Annotated in this window: 7 protein-coding genes; 4 read left to right on the forward strand and 3 right to left on the reverse strand. The window is 67.9% G+C overall.

What is annotated here, in order from left to right; translation table 11 throughout:
• The first annotated feature begins 32 nt into the window (after positions 1 to 32).
• Positions 33 to 1,343, forward strand: coding sequence for a DUF6193 family natural product biosynthesis protein (locus tag PUR71_RS07435; protein WP_329925541.1), 1,311 nt, complete (start codon positions 33 to 35; stop codon positions 1,341 to 1,343).
• A gap of 135 nt (positions 1,344 to 1,478) precedes the next feature.
• Complete coding sequence (locus tag PUR71_RS07440) at positions 1,479 to 2,075, forward strand: hypothetical protein (RefSeq protein ID WP_329925542.1); 597 nt, start codon at positions 1,479 to 1,481, stop codon at positions 2,073 to 2,075.
• 188 nt (positions 2,076 to 2,263) lie between these two features.
• On the opposite strand, the gene PUR71_RS07445 is transcribed toward PUR71_RS07440, so the two are convergent.
• Positions 2,264 to 6,346, reverse strand: a complete 4,083-nt coding sequence (locus PUR71_RS07445; RefSeq protein ID WP_329925543.1) for a ricin-type beta-trefoil lectin domain protein — start codon at positions 6,344 to 6,346, stop codon at positions 2,264 to 2,266.
• A gap of 635 nt (positions 6,347 to 6,981) precedes the next feature.
• On the opposite strand from PUR71_RS07445, the gene PUR71_RS07450 reads away from it, so the two are divergent.
• Positions 6,982 to 14,208, forward strand: a complete 7,227-nt coding sequence (locus PUR71_RS07450) for an RHS repeat-associated core domain-containing protein (protein ID WP_329925544.1) — start codon at positions 6,982 to 6,984, stop codon at positions 14,206 to 14,208.
• A 2-nt stretch (positions 14,209 to 14,210) separates the two neighbouring features.
• Positions 14,211 to 14,726, forward strand: coding sequence for a DUF4265 domain-containing protein (locus PUR71_RS07455; protein ID WP_329925545.1), 516 nt, complete (start codon positions 14,211 to 14,213; stop codon positions 14,724 to 14,726).
• Positions 14,727 to 14,855: 129 nt separating this feature from the next.
• Here the strand turns inward: PUR71_RS07455 and PUR71_RS07460 are convergent, their stop codons facing one another.
• Together PUR71_RS07460 and PUR71_RS07465 are read right to left on the reverse strand one after the other, a co-directional pair.
• The gene (locus PUR71_RS07460) at positions 14,856 to 16,121 is read right to left on the reverse strand and encodes a tyrosine-type recombinase/integrase (RefSeq protein WP_329925573.1); all 1,266 of its coding nucleotides are present in this window, start codon (positions 16,119 to 16,121) and stop codon (positions 14,856 to 14,858) included.
• Complete coding sequence (locus PUR71_RS07465; protein WP_329925574.1) at positions 16,121 to 16,303, reverse strand: helix-turn-helix domain-containing protein; 183 nt, start codon at positions 16,301 to 16,303, stop codon at positions 16,121 to 16,123. The genes PUR71_RS07460 and PUR71_RS07465 overlap by 1 nt, the downstream gene beginning before the upstream one ends.
• Positions 16,304 to 16,320: the final 17 nt, after the last annotated feature.

The raw sequence follows: 16,320 nt of genomic DNA on the forward strand, positions 1-16,320 counted from the left end.
TTCTCTTTATAGACCCGGAGGAGGTGACGGTCGTGAACGCGTTCTTGAGGAACATGCGGGCCTGCGACTGCAGCCCGCTGAGTCATCGCTCCTACGGGATAGATCTTCTGCGCTGGTGGCGGTTCCTCGCGGCCGTCGACGTGCCCTGGCGCCGAGCCCAGCCGGCGGAGGTCCGCGACTTCGTCCTGTGGATGCAGCATGCCCGCAAGCCGAGCAAGCGTAGGCCCGGCCGTCCGGCTCCCGGCAGGGTCAACCCGACCACAGGCAAGCGCTACCCCAGTGCCGGGTATGCGCCGCGGACCATCAACCATGCGCTGTCGGTGATCAGGGACCATGTGGCAGTCGGGGCAGAACTCCCGGGCCGCCTTGCCCGGAGCCGGGAGGACCGGCACCTGGTCGACTGGGACCGTCGATGCGCTCGGCGGCATACTGGCGGGATGAGCTTCGGGGTGGGGTCCGGCGAGAGCAACTGGGGTGCCGGGACGTTCCACGAGATGTTGGGGCGTGCGGCGGAAGGCATCGGGGTCGTCCTGCCAGAGCCGGACGGGCAGTGGAGCCGCATCGCGGTGTACGTCGACGCGGAGCTCGGCCGACGGGTGACGGTGCATCCGGCCGACGAGCATCGTCGGGCCTTCTGGGTGTACCTCCAGAGCAACGGCAAGCGCCTCGCCGGAGGGCGGACCGCGGAGCTGGCCGAGGTGGTCAGGGCGGCTGTGGCCTGGACCGGTGGAACGGGGCTCGAGGAGACCAAGGAGCAGGCCCGGTGCATCGAGTTCCGCCCTTGGGCCCTCGCGTACGAGCGGGAGCCGCTCGGTGCTGTCGAGCTGGCGTGGTGCCTCAAGCTCGACGGCATCCACATGCCGCCGATGAACCGGTTCCCGCGGGTGCATGCGCTGTTGGCGGCCGCGTACGCCCAGCCGGTGCTCCGCCAACTGATGCCGGTGACCAGCCACCCCAACCTCTGGTTCTCCATCAGTACCACGGCGCGAGGGACTACGACACGGGTCGGGTACATGATCTGGCCGCACGACGAGGGGGTTCTACGGGGTCCGGAACCGGAGCGAGTTGCTCGCGCGCTTCGAGACACAGGAGGAGGCCGTCGCCTTCGTGGTGGCCGTCCTGCCGGAGGGGACCGGGCCGGCGCGTTAAAGCGTCGTTCGAGCGGTAGCGGCAGCGATCGTGTTCGTCGCCACGTCCGGCTGTCCCTGGCCCCAGCGCTCTTGATAGCCAGGACACCGCCTAGTCATCAGACCGTCTCTCCTCCCGCTTTCCGCTCTGCCGCGCGCTTTTGCGCCTCTTCGAGCGCGGCCTGCCATCGCCTGTCGACTTCCCCAGGTCTCTGATGGCCCGTTCCGGGAGGTCCGGGACCAGATCCCGCCGGAGATCCCCGTACGGTACGACGCTCTCTGACCGAGCCCCAGCACCAGCGCTGCGGCTGCCACTCTGGCGATCAGCCACCGAGAACGGGACCACACGACATGAGCTTCTCCCTGCCCCACCTGCTGACGGCGGCGGCCTCCCTGCTGCGGGCCGCCGGTCCCTTGCCGCCCGTGAACGTGAGCATCGCCCTCCCCTTTGGCGAGGGCGGCATCATCCAGATCGACAACCCCGGCAGCATCCCTATGACCGACCGGATGGCCATGGTCGACACCATGGCCGGCCTCCTCGACGCGACGACCCGCCTCAACATGCTGGCCTCCACGGGAAAGGACTACGGCTACCACGCACAGGGCACGGTAGACGGGGTGCCGGTCCTCGTCACGGCCGTCGCCACCTCCTGGGACAAGCCCAGCACCTCGACCAGGACAACCACCACGGCGGACATCGCCCTTGCGCTGGAAGAGATCGCTCCCTGGGCGGCCAGCCTGGACACGGGCAGGGGCGGCGACCTCACCGTGATCGAGGCCTCCGACGGACCCCGCGTGCTGCTGGTCCTGCTCGCCGAGGACAACGACGACCGGCGCGCGGCTGTCACCGCTGCCATCGAGGGACTGCCCTCCGACATCACCCACCAGGGACGTCGCGCTCAGGCCCTCCTGCCGAACGGCCTCCGGCTGAAGGTCATCACCCAGTAGCGGGCCGCGGCCTCAGTCAGCGGGACACTGTACCGTCGGACACCCTCAGCCGGACTGTATATAGGAGCGGTGGCGCGGGAGTCACATCCTCGCGCCTTGATCGCGTGGCGGCGTGCGGGCGAAATCGTGTCGGGCCCGTTCCGCTGGTTGGCGGAACGGGCCCGAGGTGCCTGCTCAGAATTCGGAGGCTATGAGTGTGGCGGGGACGGGAGAACTGCGGTGCGCAGGCTGGCGTTGATCCATTGCTGGCCGCTGCCGGTGTTGCAGTCCCACAGTTGGAGTCGGTTTCCGTTGACGGGGTTTCCGGCGGGCAGGTCCAGGCAGCGGCCGGAGGCGGGGTGGTAGAGCGTGTTGTTGGCGAGTGGGAGCCAGTGCTGTGCCGTTGTCCCGTTGCAGGTGCGGTATTCGATGGGTGTGCCGTTGTCGCGGCCGCTGTTGGCCGGGGTCAAGCAGCCGCCCATGACCCGCATGGTGCCGTCGCCGTTCAGTGTGATCGCTTGTGAGGATCGCCAGTTGCACTGCCAGAGCTGGATGGCGGTGCCGTCGGCGGTTCCGGAGTTGTTGTCGTCGATGCACATCGAGCCGTTGGCGGCGGACTGGACGATCCCGCTCGTGCCTGCCGCCGTGGGGTTGATCGGGAACGGGTAGACGGCGGTGCTGCTGATGCTGCCGTCGAGGGAGGTGGTGGGCTTGGACTGGTACCTGTAGCGGCCGAGCGTGAGAGGGCCTGCGGACGGCGGGCTGGACTGGGCCTGGTGGTAGCCGGTGGCGGCGAGGACGCCGTCGACGTAGAGCGACATCAGCCCCGTCCCGGCGTTGTAGGAGGCGGTGAGCCGTGTCCAGACGCCTGGGCGGACCGGCGCGCTGGCGTTGACCGTGGAGGTCCAGTCGTACGGCCAGTTGTCGTTGTCGCCGTTGGCGAGGGCGAAGGTCCAGTTCTTTCCGGCGCCGTCGCTGTACAGCATGAAGTTGCTGCCGTGGACGGTGTCCTGGCTGGCGATGACACCGCCGGCCGAGCCCGACTTCGCCCAAGTGGAGACGGTGAAGCTCTTGCGGGTGTCGACCACCGGGCCGGACATTGTGATGTTCGAGCCGGAACCCGGATCGAAGGTGGCCACGGTGGCAGGCCGGCCGTCGACCTGGTCGCCACTCCAGCCGACGCCCGTTGCGGTGCCGTTGGCCCTGCCCTGACCGTCGAGGACGTTGGTGCTGCCGTCTGGTGCGGCGAGCCAGTTGCCGAGCGGCCGGTTGAGACTGCCGAGGACGACCGGAGTCTGTTCCAGTCCGGTCACCGTCGGGCCGCTCTTGTCCGTTCCGGGGGACTTGGTGCCGGTGCCGGCCCAGGCGACCAGTTGGCTGTTGGTGTCGACGGCCCACAGGTCCGGGATGCCGTCACCGGTGAGGTCGCCGTTGGAGCCCACCTTCGGGTACAGCTTCGGGTCGATGCCGCCGGCAATCCAGCCCCTGGTGGGGTCGGTGAACGCGGTGGCGTCGAAGCCGCCGGGCGCGATGGTGACCAGCTGGTAGGCGTGGATGGTGCCGTCGTTCCTGGAGCGGGCCCACAGCATGGGCATGTCGGTGCCGTTGGCCGGTCCGGGAGTGATCAGGTCGTAAAGGTTCCAGTCCTGGGTGTTTCCGGACAGCAGGATGGCGGGACCGTCGAGGGTCTTGGCGCTGTTCGACTTGGCGAGCCAGAGCCTGCCGTTCTCGACGAAGAGCAGGGACGAGCGCGGGAGTCCGGAAAGGCCTGTGCCGGCCTTGACGGGGGTGTCGCCGGAGGTCGATCCGAATGCGGTGATCTGGGTGACCGCGGACCAGTCACCGCCGTTTCCGTAGTCGGTGCAGGTGATCGGCGTGGCGTCGGGCAGAGCGCATTTCCGGGACTTGGCCACCTCGACGGCGGCCTGGCCGTCGAGATGTGCGGCAATGTCGTCGTTGGCGTAGAGGTAGAGCTTGGTGCCACCAGGAGCGTGCGCGACCAGGTCGTCGACGTTCCGGTCACTGAACGATCCGCGGTGGGTGGTCTGGACGGTGCTCCAGTCGCTGGTGCCGGGTGCGGATTGCGGCTTGGCGTTGGGAGCCGCGTACGGGTCGGCACCCGCTCCGATCAGACGCAGCGCGCCGGTGGCGTCCGGCAACAGGACGTCGGCCTTCCGGTCGCCGTCGACGTCGCCCATGATCGGTGCGGGAGCGTCGGGGTTGCTCGGCACGTAGTAGGTGTACGCGACCGGTTGCGACATGTTGCCCGCGTTGTCCTGCGTCTGCAGGTAGAGGAAGTTGGTCCCCCAGTGCCATGGCGTGTACTTCAGGGTGTAGATGCCGTTGGCGTCCATCTTCACGACGTTGCCGCCGTCGTTGCAGTTCCAGTTGGTGGACGCGGCCTGGACCGGGTCGTTGGTCCAGCGGGCGCAGGCGAGGCCGGAGGAACGGCCCCCGCCGGGCGGGGCCGGGTCGGTGCCGGTGAGGACGAAGGTGCCTTCCTGGCCGACGAGCTTCGGGTGGCCGCCCAGGGTGCCGGACTCGGGGAAGTCGGTCGAGGTGATGCGGGCGGTCGGCGGTGTCCGGTCGATGCGCAGGAAGCACATCGCGGTGTTCGCGCTGTGCAGCGTGCCGTCATCGGTCACCGCGAACCAGCCGTACTGGTGGCCGTCGGTGAGTGAGCCGACGCTGACGGTCCTGCGTCCGGAGCTGGCTGCCCAGTTGGTGTCGTAGAGCGTGGAGGCGCCGCCGGCGTCGTCGTCCCAGATCTTGAACGTCGTCCAGAGCTGTTCGCCGGTCGGGGACCAGGCGTCGACGCTCAGGTTGATGTCGGTGTTGGCTCCGACCCAGCCCGGGTTGTCCCACGGGTTGACGGTGCCCGGGGTCTGGCACGCGTTGCTGTAGTCGGAGTTGGCGGCGAAGCCCGGGGTCGGGCTGGTGGCCGGGGTGCTGATGACGGGGGTGAAGTCGTAGGTGACGACGATGTGCGGGTTGTTGGAGAACCGCTGGCGGTAGTACTTGTTGGTCTCGTCGTCGGGAGCGAACAGGAAGGTCCATCCGCCCCAGTGCTCACGCGCCGCCTGCGTCATCACGCCCAGGACGTCGAACTCCTTGCCGCCCTCCCCGGACATCCAGGTCGTGCCGATCTTGGCGCAGTTCGAGGGCTCCGGGCAGGGCTGGGCCTCCCAGCGGGTCCACTGGTTGATCGGGTTGTTGTTCGCCGACCCGGTGGAGTAGAGGCCCATCGGCGTGGGCGTGGAGGGACTCGATGACCGGGCGACGGTGGCGTACAGCTTTGCCGAGAGCACGGCCGAGTCCCAGAAGGCGGAGTTCAGGCCCATCTGGAAGTAGGCGCGCTCGCGGCCCTCCTTGTCGCAGCGGTTGTTGGTGTCGATGTAGCCGCAGTAGCCGGCCGCCGGAGTGTCCTGGCCGTACTGGGTGCCGTTGTACTCCGTCGTCTTGGGGTAGGCCGACTGGACCTGCGCCCAGGCCTGGGTGCCGTTGTCGACGCTGGGGTTCCAGCCCGGGTCGATGTACCAGGGGCCGGTGCCCTTCCCGAGCACGGACGGATCGGGCTCCAGGTCGATGCCGCCGGCGCTGACCGTGGTGGTGATCGCTGCGATCCTGGCGTTGCCGCCGGGGGCCTTGGTGGTCGACTCGGCCGGAGCGGAGGCGCTGTCGGGTGCAGGTGCCTCGGCGGACTTGCCCCGGGTCTTCGGCTCCGAAGCCGCGGCAGGTGCGGCCGGAGTGGGCGTCGAGTCCCACATGACCGGCGCCGGTGCGCTGAACCGCACCTTGCCCGACGCGTCCTCGGCGGTGAGGTTTCCGCTGGTGTCCGCCTTCACCGCGAGTCCGTCCCCGACGGTGTCGAGGTGCAGCTTCTTGACCTGGGGGTTGGCTGCGGCCTGGGCGGTTCGGACGATCAGGACCTGGCGCCAGCCGCCTGCTGCGGTCGCGCTCAGCTCCAGGTCGACGTCGGGCAGGACGGACCGGTAGAGGGCAGTGTCGCCGTTGAGTTCGGGCTTCGGCAGGGCGAAGGGCGCCTTGATCGCGAGCTTCCTGCCGTCCGGCGTCGCCATGGTGGCCAGGGGGCCAGTGCCGCCGCCGGAGAAGGTCAGCGCGGACAGCACCGTGGTCGGGGAGATCGTCCCGTCGGGGTTGGCTCGGAGGGTCGCGTTGACGGGACGCCAGCTGCCGTCGGCGCTCTGGACCCGCTCGGCCACCGGAGCCGAGGTGGTCGTGAGCGTTCCGTCCGGATTGGCGGCGGTCTGGCTTCCCCCTGTGGTCAGCATGTCGACGACGACCGGCTTCCCGGCGCTCTTCGCCTTGGCGTGGGCGGCATGTATCGCGTCGTTCCGGGCTGTCGTGGAGCCGGCCGGCTTGGCCGGATGTGACGGCCAGGACGGATCTGCAGGTCCGTGGCCCCGGTCGGCGGGCGCGGCGGCTGCAACACCAGGGACAGCCAGGAGCCCAGCACTGAGGGTGAGGACTGCTGTGCAGGCAAGTGGGAGGAGAGCGGCGCCGAATGTCCGTTTCCTGTCCCGGTGGCGGTCTGGTGGGGGAGCGTGATGTTTCGACCTCAACATGAAGTTCCCATCATCGTTTGGGAATTGAGTGCAGGCCAGCCGCACGCTGCCCTTGTCGTTCGTCTGCTGTCAAAGACTTTCCCCGGCGGGCTGTCCGGGTTGTCGGGGCTCATGACGCATTGCACTAAGAGTGATATTGATCACATAAGACTTTTCTCATGATTAACTTTCCGTGGTCGATCGTGTGCACATAGGGTGCGCTGTGGCCTGGATCCGCAGTCGAGTCTCCTGGGGCTCTACTCACATGGGGGGATCAGTTGTCACGTCGTGCCCGTCTGCTCACGCGCCATCGCCAGACGAGAGTCGCTGCCCTAGCGGCACTGGCCGTCTTCATGTCCCTGGTGACGATTCCCTCGGCTGAGGCCGTCGCCGCCGGGACCAAGGACAAGATCTGGGTGCCGCCGAACACCCCGCTGCCGACCATCCAGCCGGTGAAGGGCACGAACGCCAAGCCCGCCGCCCGCGCCGCGGACACCGGGAAGAGGTGGTCGCCGCCGGCAGACTCCAGCCCGCCTGCGGGCAGAGCCGTCGCAGTACTCGGCAGCGCCGGAACCCGTGCGATGTCCACGCAGACCGAAGCGGCCGAGTCGGCATCACCGACCTCTGCTGATACGTCGGTTCAGGCCGGCGCGCTGCCCGTATGGATAGCCACGGCGCAGGGCGCGAAGCCCATGACCAGGGCCATACCGCTCGCCCCGGCCAAGGACGGCGCGGCAAGCGTCCAGGTCGAGGTCGCCGATCAGGGAACGGCCAGGTCCGCCGGAGTCGACGGTGCGCTCGTCACCCTCACGGACACCGGCGAAGGAGCGGTTCCCGGCCGCGTCCAGGTCGGTGTGGACACCCAGTCCTGGGCGCGGAACGCCGGTGCGAACTGGGCGTCCCGTGCCAGGATCGTCCAACTGCCGGGCTGTGCCCTGACCACGCCCGGTGCCCCCGGCTGCACCACGCGTACCCCGGTTGCGTCCCACCGTGACGAGGCCAGCGGTCGCCTGGTCGCGGAGGTCGAGGTCCCGCAGGCGAGCGGGGCGGCGAGCAAGTCTCTAGCCGCCAGCACCTTCGCCAGCCCGCAGGCCCCGGCCGCGCCCGCCGTGGCGCTCGCGGTCGAGGCAAGCTCCAAGGGCAGCACCGGTGACTTCACCGCGTCCCCGATCACACCTTCGGCCGCGTGGCAGGCCGGTGCCAACGCCGGGAACTTCACCTACGGCTACACCGTCGAGCTGCCCTCCGCGATCGCCGGCGCCGCACCCAGCGTCTCGCTCGGCTACGACTCGTCCTCCGTGGACGGTAAGACCGCCTCGACCAACGCCCAGCCGTCCTGGATCGGCGAAGGCTGGGAGTGGCACCCCGGCTCCATTGTCCGGGGCTACAAGGCGTGCAAGGACACGGGTGTCCAGAACTCGGGCGACCAGTGCTGGGGCGGTGACCTGCTCCAGCTGTCGCTCACCGGGCACGCCGGCCAACTGGTCAAGGACGACGCGTCCTGCGAGTGGCACCTCCAGGGCGAGGACGGCACCAAGGTCGAGCGCCTGACCGGTCAGAACAATGGTGCCTGGAACGGCGAGGCCTGGAGGGTCACCACCCTGGACGGCACCCAGTTCTACTTCGGCGCCAACCACCTGCCGGGCGGGGACGGCACCGATCAGGCCGCCAACTCCGTCTCCACCGTGCCGATCTACTGGCCGGGCGGACAGGACCCCTGCCTCAAGGATGGCTCGCCCGCCACCAACTCCTGGTCCCAGATGGGCTGGCAGTGGTCGCTCGACTACGTCGTCGACCCGCACCAGAACCTGATCACCTACCGGTACGAGCAGGAGCAGAACTACTACGTCCAGGGCGGCGGCCAGAACAAGGGCAACGGCCCCCGGGCCCAGTACCAGCGCGCCAGCTACCCGGTCTGGGTCGGCTACGGCCAGCGCCTGCCCGACCAGATTGCCGCCAAGGGCAAAGCCAATCCGGCCGCCCAAGTGTGGTTCCGGACGGCCGAGCGCTGCTTCGCCGACGCGATAACCAACTGCGACCCGTCTCAGCGCAAGGCGAACGCCAAGGCCTGGGCCGACACCCCGGTCGACCAGACCTGTGACGCGACAGGCGACTGCTCCATCACCTCACCCACCTTCTGGACCACCAAGCGGCTGTCACAGATCGACACCGAGGTCTGGGACGGTTCCGCCTACCGTCCCGTGGACTCCTATGCCCTGAAGCAGTCCTTCCCGCCTTCAGAGGACGGGACCTCGCCCTCACTCTGGCTGGGCTCCGTCCAGCGCACCGCCACCAACGGGCGCACGAAGATCTCGGTTCCGCCGGTCTCCTTCAAACCGCGCGCCATCGCCAACCGCGTCGCGGGGCAGGTCGTCTGGCCGGACGGAACGGCCATGTCCGTCGAGCCGTTCAAGCGCCCGCGGATCGAGCAGATCACCACTGAGACCGGCGGCTTCATCAACGTCGTCTACCAGCCCGCCGAATGCTCGCGCGAGGCCGGCGGAAAAATGCCGTCCTCCGAGGACGGCAACACGATGGCCTGCATGCCGGTCAAGTGGTACATGCCGGGCCAGGACAAACCGGACCCGGCCAACGACTGGTTCAACAAGATCATCGTCCAGTCCGTCACCCAGCAGGACGCGGTCACCGACCAGGTCCCGGTCGTCGCCACCTACGTGTACGGCGGTGGTGCCGCCTGGCACCGCAACGACTCCGGGCTGGCCGACCCCAAGACCCGCACCTGGGACCAGTTCCGCGGCTACGCCACCGTCACGACGCTCACCGGCAACGGAAGCTCTGTCGAAGCGCCGCGCACCAAGACGGTTTCCACCTTCCTCCGCGGCATGGACGGCGATGTCCTCGCGAATGGCACCAGCAAACGCCAGGTGACCGTCGCCGACGTGAACGGCGGGAGCATCACCGACGACAACGTCCTCGCCGGCTACATCCGCGACACCTCCAACTACGACGCGGAGAACGGCAGCGTCGTCTCCACGGTGGTGTCCGACCCGTGGATCGGCCCCGTCACCGCCACCCGCAACCAGCCAGGTGGCATGCCGCCGGTCACTGCCCGTGCGGTCAACGCCGCCAAAGTGACCAACCGCGACAAGCTGGCCAACGGCTGGCGTACGAGCGAACGCTCCACCCAGTACGACGGCACGGTCTACGCCCGGCCGACCACGGTCTACGACAACGGTGACCTGTCCCACCCCGAACAACTGCTCTGCACCTCCTTCACGTACGCCACCGGCCCGAACGGCGCGCTGACCCAGCAGGCCTCGCGCACCCTGGTCCTCAAGGGCACATGCAACCAGAGCGCGAACAAGGACAACACGGTCGCCGACACCCGGTCGTACTTCGACAACCTGCCGCTCGGCCAGACCGGTGGCACGTCGGAGCAGACCGCGACCGAGGTCCTGGAGCGCTACGACAACTCTGGCCAGCCGGTCTACCGCACCACCGCCCGGGCGCGGTTCGACACCTACGGCCGGATCGTCAGCACCGTCGACCCGACCCGGACGGACGCCACCCACCCGATGGGGGCCGAGACCAGGACGGACTACTCCCCGGCCACCGGGCAGCTGCCGACCCAGGTCACCCACACCAACCCCCTGGGCTGGCAGAGCGTCAGCATCCTCGACGTCGGCCGCGGTTCCCCGCTGAAGATCACCGACGAGAACGGGCGGGTGAGTGAGCAGGACTTCGACGCCCTCGGCCGCTCGGTCGCCGGCTGGAGTCCGGGCAACGACCGAGGCAAGAACCCGAATACCCCGAACCGGAAGTTCTCCTACTCCGTCAACAGCACCAACGCGCCCTCCTACGTGCTCACCCAGGCACTGATGGGCAGCACTCTGTCCGACCCGACCCCGACCTACACCTCCAGCTACACGATCTACGACGGCCTCGGCCGAGTGCGCCAGACCCAAGCCAGCGTCCCCTCCGGGGCCACCGGCCGAATGATCACCGAGGCCCGGTTCGACTCCCACGGCTGGCAGACCAAGTCCAGCGCCGCCTACTACAACGACGACACGAGTCCCGGCGCGCAGCTCTTCCTGCCCAACGGCGGAGTGCAGCCGGACAACAAGGTCCCCGCGCAGACCGTCAAGACCTACGACGGCATGGGCCGGGTCACCGACTCAGCCTTCCAGTCCTACGGCATCGAGCAGTGGCGTTCCCACACCGACATCCTCGGCGCCGACGAAGTCCGCACCACCCCGCCCGCAGGCGGTTACGCCTCCGCCACCATCAAGGACGCCAGGGGCAACACCGTCGCCCTGCGCCAGTACAAGGCGAACACCCCGACCGGCCCGTACGACGAGACGACCTACGGCTACACGCCGGCCGGCAAGGAGGCCTGGCGTAAGGACGCGGCCGGCAACCTCTGGACCTACGAGTACGACCTGCTCGGCCGCCTGGTGAAGTCCACGGACCCGGACTCGGGCACCGGCACCACCGCGTACGACGACAGCAGGAACCTCGCCACCGTCACCGACTCCCGAGGCGTCAGCGCCACCACTGTCTCCGACCTGCTCGGACGCACTGTCGCGGCCTACGAAGGCACGGCGACCGACCCGGCCAAGCAGGTCGCGAGCTGGACCTACGACACGCTGGCCCTGGGCAAGCCGACCTCCTCGACCCGCTACGTCGGCGGAGCGAACGGGGCGGCGTACACCTCGGAGATCACCGGCTACGACGTTGGCTACCGCGAGCTCGGCGCCAAGACCACCATCCCCGCGGCCGAAGGCAAACTCGCAGGCACCTACCAGACCGACAACACATACGACGAGGCAGGCCGACTGGCGAGCACGGTCATGCCGGCAGTGGCCGGCATGGGCCGCGAAACGCTGACCTTCACCACGGACACCGTGGGCCAGCTCGGTTCCCTCAGCAGTGCGTTCGGGTTCAACCCGTCCACCACCTTCGTGGCAGACGTCCGCTACGACGTGTACGGCAGACCAATCCGCACGACCCTGGGCGGCCCCGGGGCTCACGTGGTCGCCACCATGGTCGTCGACAACGCTACCGGCCGCGTCACCCGCTCGATCCTCGACAAGGAGAACGCGCCAACCGCGAACGTCGACGCCGTCGACTACACCTACGACCCGCTCGGCCAGGTCACATCGGCACGTGACGCGCAGGACGGCCAGGTCGCCGACCTGCAGTGCTTCAACCACGACTACCTCGGCCGGCTCACCCAGGCCTGGACCGACACCGGTAGCCAGACCACCGCACCGCAGCCCAGCGTCCCCGGCGTCGGTTCCTGCGCCAACGCCAACGGACCGTCGGCGGACGGCGGCAAGCCCAGCGTCGGCGGACCCGCGCCGTACTGGCAGCAGTACGAATACGACGTGATCGGCAACCGCACGAAGGTGGTACAGAAGGACATCACCGGTGATGCCACCAAGGACGTCACCACCACGCAGGGCTTCGGCACCGGCCCCAACACCCCGTCCACCGATCCGAAGACGGGCGGCGGCACCGGCGGTCCGCACGCCCTGTTGAAGTCCACCCAGACCGGTCCGGCCGGAACCGCCGTGACGTCGTACACCTACGACGCAGCCGGCAACACCACCTCCATCACCGACACTCCCGGCACCAGGAACCTCACCTGGAACGCCCAGGGCAAGCTCGACCAGATCACCGGCACCGGCCAAAGCGGAGCCACCAGCTACCTGTACGACCTCGCCGGAAACCAGCTGATCCGGCGTGACCCGGGCAAGACGACGCTCAACCTCGGCGCCGACCAGCTCACCCTGGACACCGCGAGCGGTGCCGTCACCGACGTCCGCAGCTACGGCGCTCCCGACGGCCTGTCCATCACCCGCACCGTCGTCAACGGCCAGTCCACACTGGCCTACCAGGCTGCGGACCCCCACGGCACCAACGGCATCCAGCTCGACGCCTACAACCTCGCCCAGGTCCGTCGCCCCACGGATCCGTTCGGCAACGAACGCGGCGCTCAGCCCGGCGACGGCGTGTGGGCCGGCGACAAGGGCTTTGTCGGCGGGACCAAGGAGAAAGTCACCGGCTTCACCCTCCTGGGCGCGCGCGAGTACGACCCGAAGACGGGCCGCTTCATCAGCCCCGACCCGGTGACCGACGCCGGCGATCCACAGCAGTGGAACGCCTACGCGTACGCCAACAACAGTCCGATCAACAAGGCCGACGCCAACGGCCTGAAGGTCGCCTGCGACACCCCGGCCGAGTGCGCCAACAACCACTCGGACACGGTGGCCGGCACCGGCCGCACCGTCGACGCCGTCTTCACCTACAGCCCGGTCATCGCCGCTACCCCGACCCCGCCGCCCACCGCGGCGGAACAGGCCGCGGTGAAGGCGAAGCAGAACGCCGACGAAGCCGTCAACCAGGCCAAGCACAAGCGCGACGAGATCGTCCACAAGGTCGTCGACCTCGTCGGCGAACTGATCGGCTTCAACGACGCCCGCGACTGCTTCACCAAGGGCGACGTGATGGCCTGCATCAACACCGCCCTCAACGCCGTCCCCTGGGGCAAGATCTTCAAGGCCATCAAGATCGGCATCCAGGCCCTCAAGATCTACAAGGAGATCGGCAAGGCTTACGACGCCATCAAGGCTGGCGAACGCGTCGCCAAGGAAGCCGAAGCGGCGGTGGTCACCGCCCGAACAGCGGCAGCTGAGGCTCGTGCGGCAGAAGCGGCAGCAGTCAAGGCCGCAGAAGAAAAAGCGGCCAAGGAAGTAGCAACAGACGCAGCAGGAACCGAGAGCAAGGCAGTAGCCAAGGAAGCCGAGGAATCAGCCGGCTCCAGTTGCTCCCTGGTCCGCAACAGCTTCCCCACCGGCACCAAGGTGCTGATGGGCGACGGCTCGCTCAAGTCGATCGAGGACATCCACGAGGGCGACGTCGTCTTGGCGACAGACCCCCAAACCGGCGAGACTCACCCCGAACCCGTCACCGCCACCATCACCACCCCCGACGACAAGGACTTCACCGACCTCACCCTCACCGACGACAAGGCCCCGCGCAGCCCGCCCGCTGATCACCAGTCGAAGATCACATCGACCCACCACCACCCCTACTGGAGCGAAACTCGCCAGCAATGGGTGGACGCCGGCGAGCTCGCCCCGGGCGAACGCCTTCGCCAGCCCAACGGAGCCACCCTCACCGTCCGGGCCGTCCGTAACTACCCTTACGTCGTCACCACCCATAACCTCACTGTCAACCTCCTCCACACGTACTATGTGCTGGCCGGGGCGACGCCAGTCCTGGTTCACAATTGTGGAGGATCCGCGGACGACCGTGCCGGTCTTGACTTCACGGACAACGGACGACAGCAGGTTTATGACGCCAACGCGGCAAAGAACGGCGGAACTTACAAATGTGACTACTGTGGTCGGACTGTAGAGCGCAGGGCTTCACGAGGGCCCGACGGAAAGGCGGTCAAGGGTCTTCCGGATGACGCACAGATCGACCATGAGATACCGAAGGCGCAGGGTGGATGTGGGGCCGCCCACAATGGCTGTGTAGCCTGTAGGGCCTGCAATAGGGACAAGTCGGCAAAGACGGTTGAAGAGTGGGACAACGAACTCAGAGAATTCCTGGAGGATTAGGCGTGAGCGAGTCGAACGAGCGGCCCACTTCTGAGAGTGGTGCCAAGCTCTTCAAGGTTGCGTTTGACCTTGAAGAGGAGCGCCCGAACTGGCCTCCGGTCTCGATCGAGCGGCTCTGGGGAGAGAAGACGGCCGTCAAGCTTGAGATCCGCGTAGTGAATACGCCGTTCTTTGTTCGAGGAATCTCATTTGGCGACCTCATTCGAGTGCGCCCGGACAATGAACGTCGCGAGCTGGTTTTTGAGAGCTTCACGTCGGAGTCGGGGCATTCGACAGTTCGGATTGTCCTTCTTCGGGATACCGAAAGGGAAATTGTCGAGCTCAAGCTTCGCAGTGCTGGCTGCAGCTGGGAATTGGCGCACTCCTTCGGAAATCTCTTGGCCATCGATATTCCGCCAACAGTCGAGTACGGTGAGCTGCGAGAGTGGCTTCTGGCCCAAGTGGAAGCCGGGGTAATCGAGATTCAGGAGAGTGCGATCTCCTCGATCCACCAGCAGCAGCTACCGTCGTTTCCGTAGACCTCGTACGATTTCTGTGGCGCTGAGCTAGAGAGATTTTGGCGATGCCCAGGAAGCCCCACCGGACATAGTTCCGGTGGGGCTTCCTGGGGTTTGTTGGGCGGTCTGACGGCAACGCTGACGGCAACGTCAGCGGACGGGTTCTGCACTTGGCGAGTCGTCAGGGGTCTCGGGTGCCCGGAGCGCCTTGCCGAGGGTGTCGATGGCTTGGCGCTGTAGGCGGAGCCGGACGTGGGCATACACGGTGGCGGTGACACCGATGTGGGCGTGTCCGAGGAGCTCCTTGATCACGACGAGCTCGACGCCCTGTTCGAGGAGCAGGGTCGCGGCGGTGTGCCTCAGGTCGTGGAACCGGATGCGGCGGAGCCTGGCCACCTGGCACAGCGTGGTGAAGTGCCGGGTCAGGGTGGACGGATCGGTAGGTGAGCCGTCGGACGCGGTGAAGACGTATCCACTGTCCGTCCAGCCCGTGTCAGCGACCTCGCGTTCCCGGTTCTGACGTTCGCGGTGGTGCTTGAGCGAGTGGACGCATTCGGTGGGGAGGGCGATGCGGCGTTCGGAGCTGACGGTCTTGGTGGGCAGGGCGGTCAGGCCGCCGGTGGGGGTGCGCTGGAGGGTGCGGCGGATGCTGGCCGTGCCGCCGTCGAGGTCGAGATCCTCCCAGCGCAGGCCGAGGAGTTCGCCCTTGCGTAGTCCGGTGCGGAGCGCGAGGTCGAACAGAGCCTGCAGTCGGTGCCCGTCGACTGACGCGAGGAACCGCCTGGCCTCGGCGACGGTGAGTGGCTCGAAGCGCCGGGGTCGGGGTGTGCCGGCCTTGATGTTGCGGGCAACGTTGCGCGGCAGTTCGTCCTCGCGGACAGCGTGCTCCAGCGCGGACTTGAGCACCGAGTGGACGTAGGTGACGGTGAGCGGAGACAGCCGCTTGTCACAGCACTGGCCGACCGTACAGCAGCGTTCCTGCTTGTCGAGCCCGCGAGCGCAGCACTGGCAGGTGGTGCGGAGCCGGTCGAGCCAGCTGCGGATGTCCCTGGCCGTGAGATGGGCGATCTTCTTCCGGCCGAGGCCGGGTATGACGTAGAGGCGGACGCAGGTCCGGTACCGCGTGTGGGTGTTCTCGCGGAGGCGGTGGACGGCGACGCTGTCCAGCCAGTACGTGAGATACGCGGTCACGGTACTGTCGGCCGCCGCGACGGGTCGTCCCTGGTTACTCGCTGCGATGCGCTCGGCGAGCTTGTCGGCGGCCTCCTTGCGGGTAGTGCCGTAGACGCGGACGCGCTTTCGGCTGCCGTCGGTGGCGAGGACGTAGCCGGCGGCTTCCCAGCGGCCGTCCTGGCGTTGGTAGAGCGTGCCTTCACCGTTGGCGCGGCTCTTGCGGGCAGGGCGGGGTGTGGTCATCAGACTGCTTCTTCCAGGTGAGCGTGGATGTAGTCGACGAGGGCGTGGGCGGGGACGCGGCGGGCGCGGCCGATCGTGACGGAGGCGAGCCGCCGGGTCCGGATGAGGTCGTAGACGGTGGAGCGGCCGATCTTGAGCCGGGCCATGACCTCGGGAATGGTCAGGAGTTCGTCGCCACGCATCAGGAGCCACCCCCGGC

It is taken from the genome of Streptomyces sp. SP17BM10 (genome assembly GCF_036322405.1).
In the GTDB taxonomy this organism is placed as follows: domain Bacteria; phylum Actinomycetota; class Actinomycetes; order Streptomycetales; family Streptomycetaceae; genus Kitasatospora.

What these genes read in the sequence shown, in the direction of transcription:
- PUR71_RS07465 (WP_329925574.1), bottom strand. Translation starts at nt 16,303, where the DNA reads ATGCGTGGCGACGAACTCCTGACCATTCCCGAGGTCATGGCCCGGCTC.
- PUR71_RS07460 (WP_329925573.1), bottom strand. Translation starts at nt 16,121, where the DNA reads ATGACCACACCCCGCCCTGCCCGCAAGAGCCGCGCCAACGGTGAAGGC.
- PUR71_RS07445 (WP_329925543.1), bottom strand. Translation starts at nt 6,346, where the DNA reads ATGCTGACCACAGGGGGAAGCCAGACCGCCGCCAATCCGGACGGAACG.
- PUR71_RS07440 (WP_329925542.1), top strand. Translation starts at nt 1,479, where the DNA reads ATGAGCTTCTCCCTGCCCCACCTGCTGACGGCGGCGGCCTCCCTGCTG.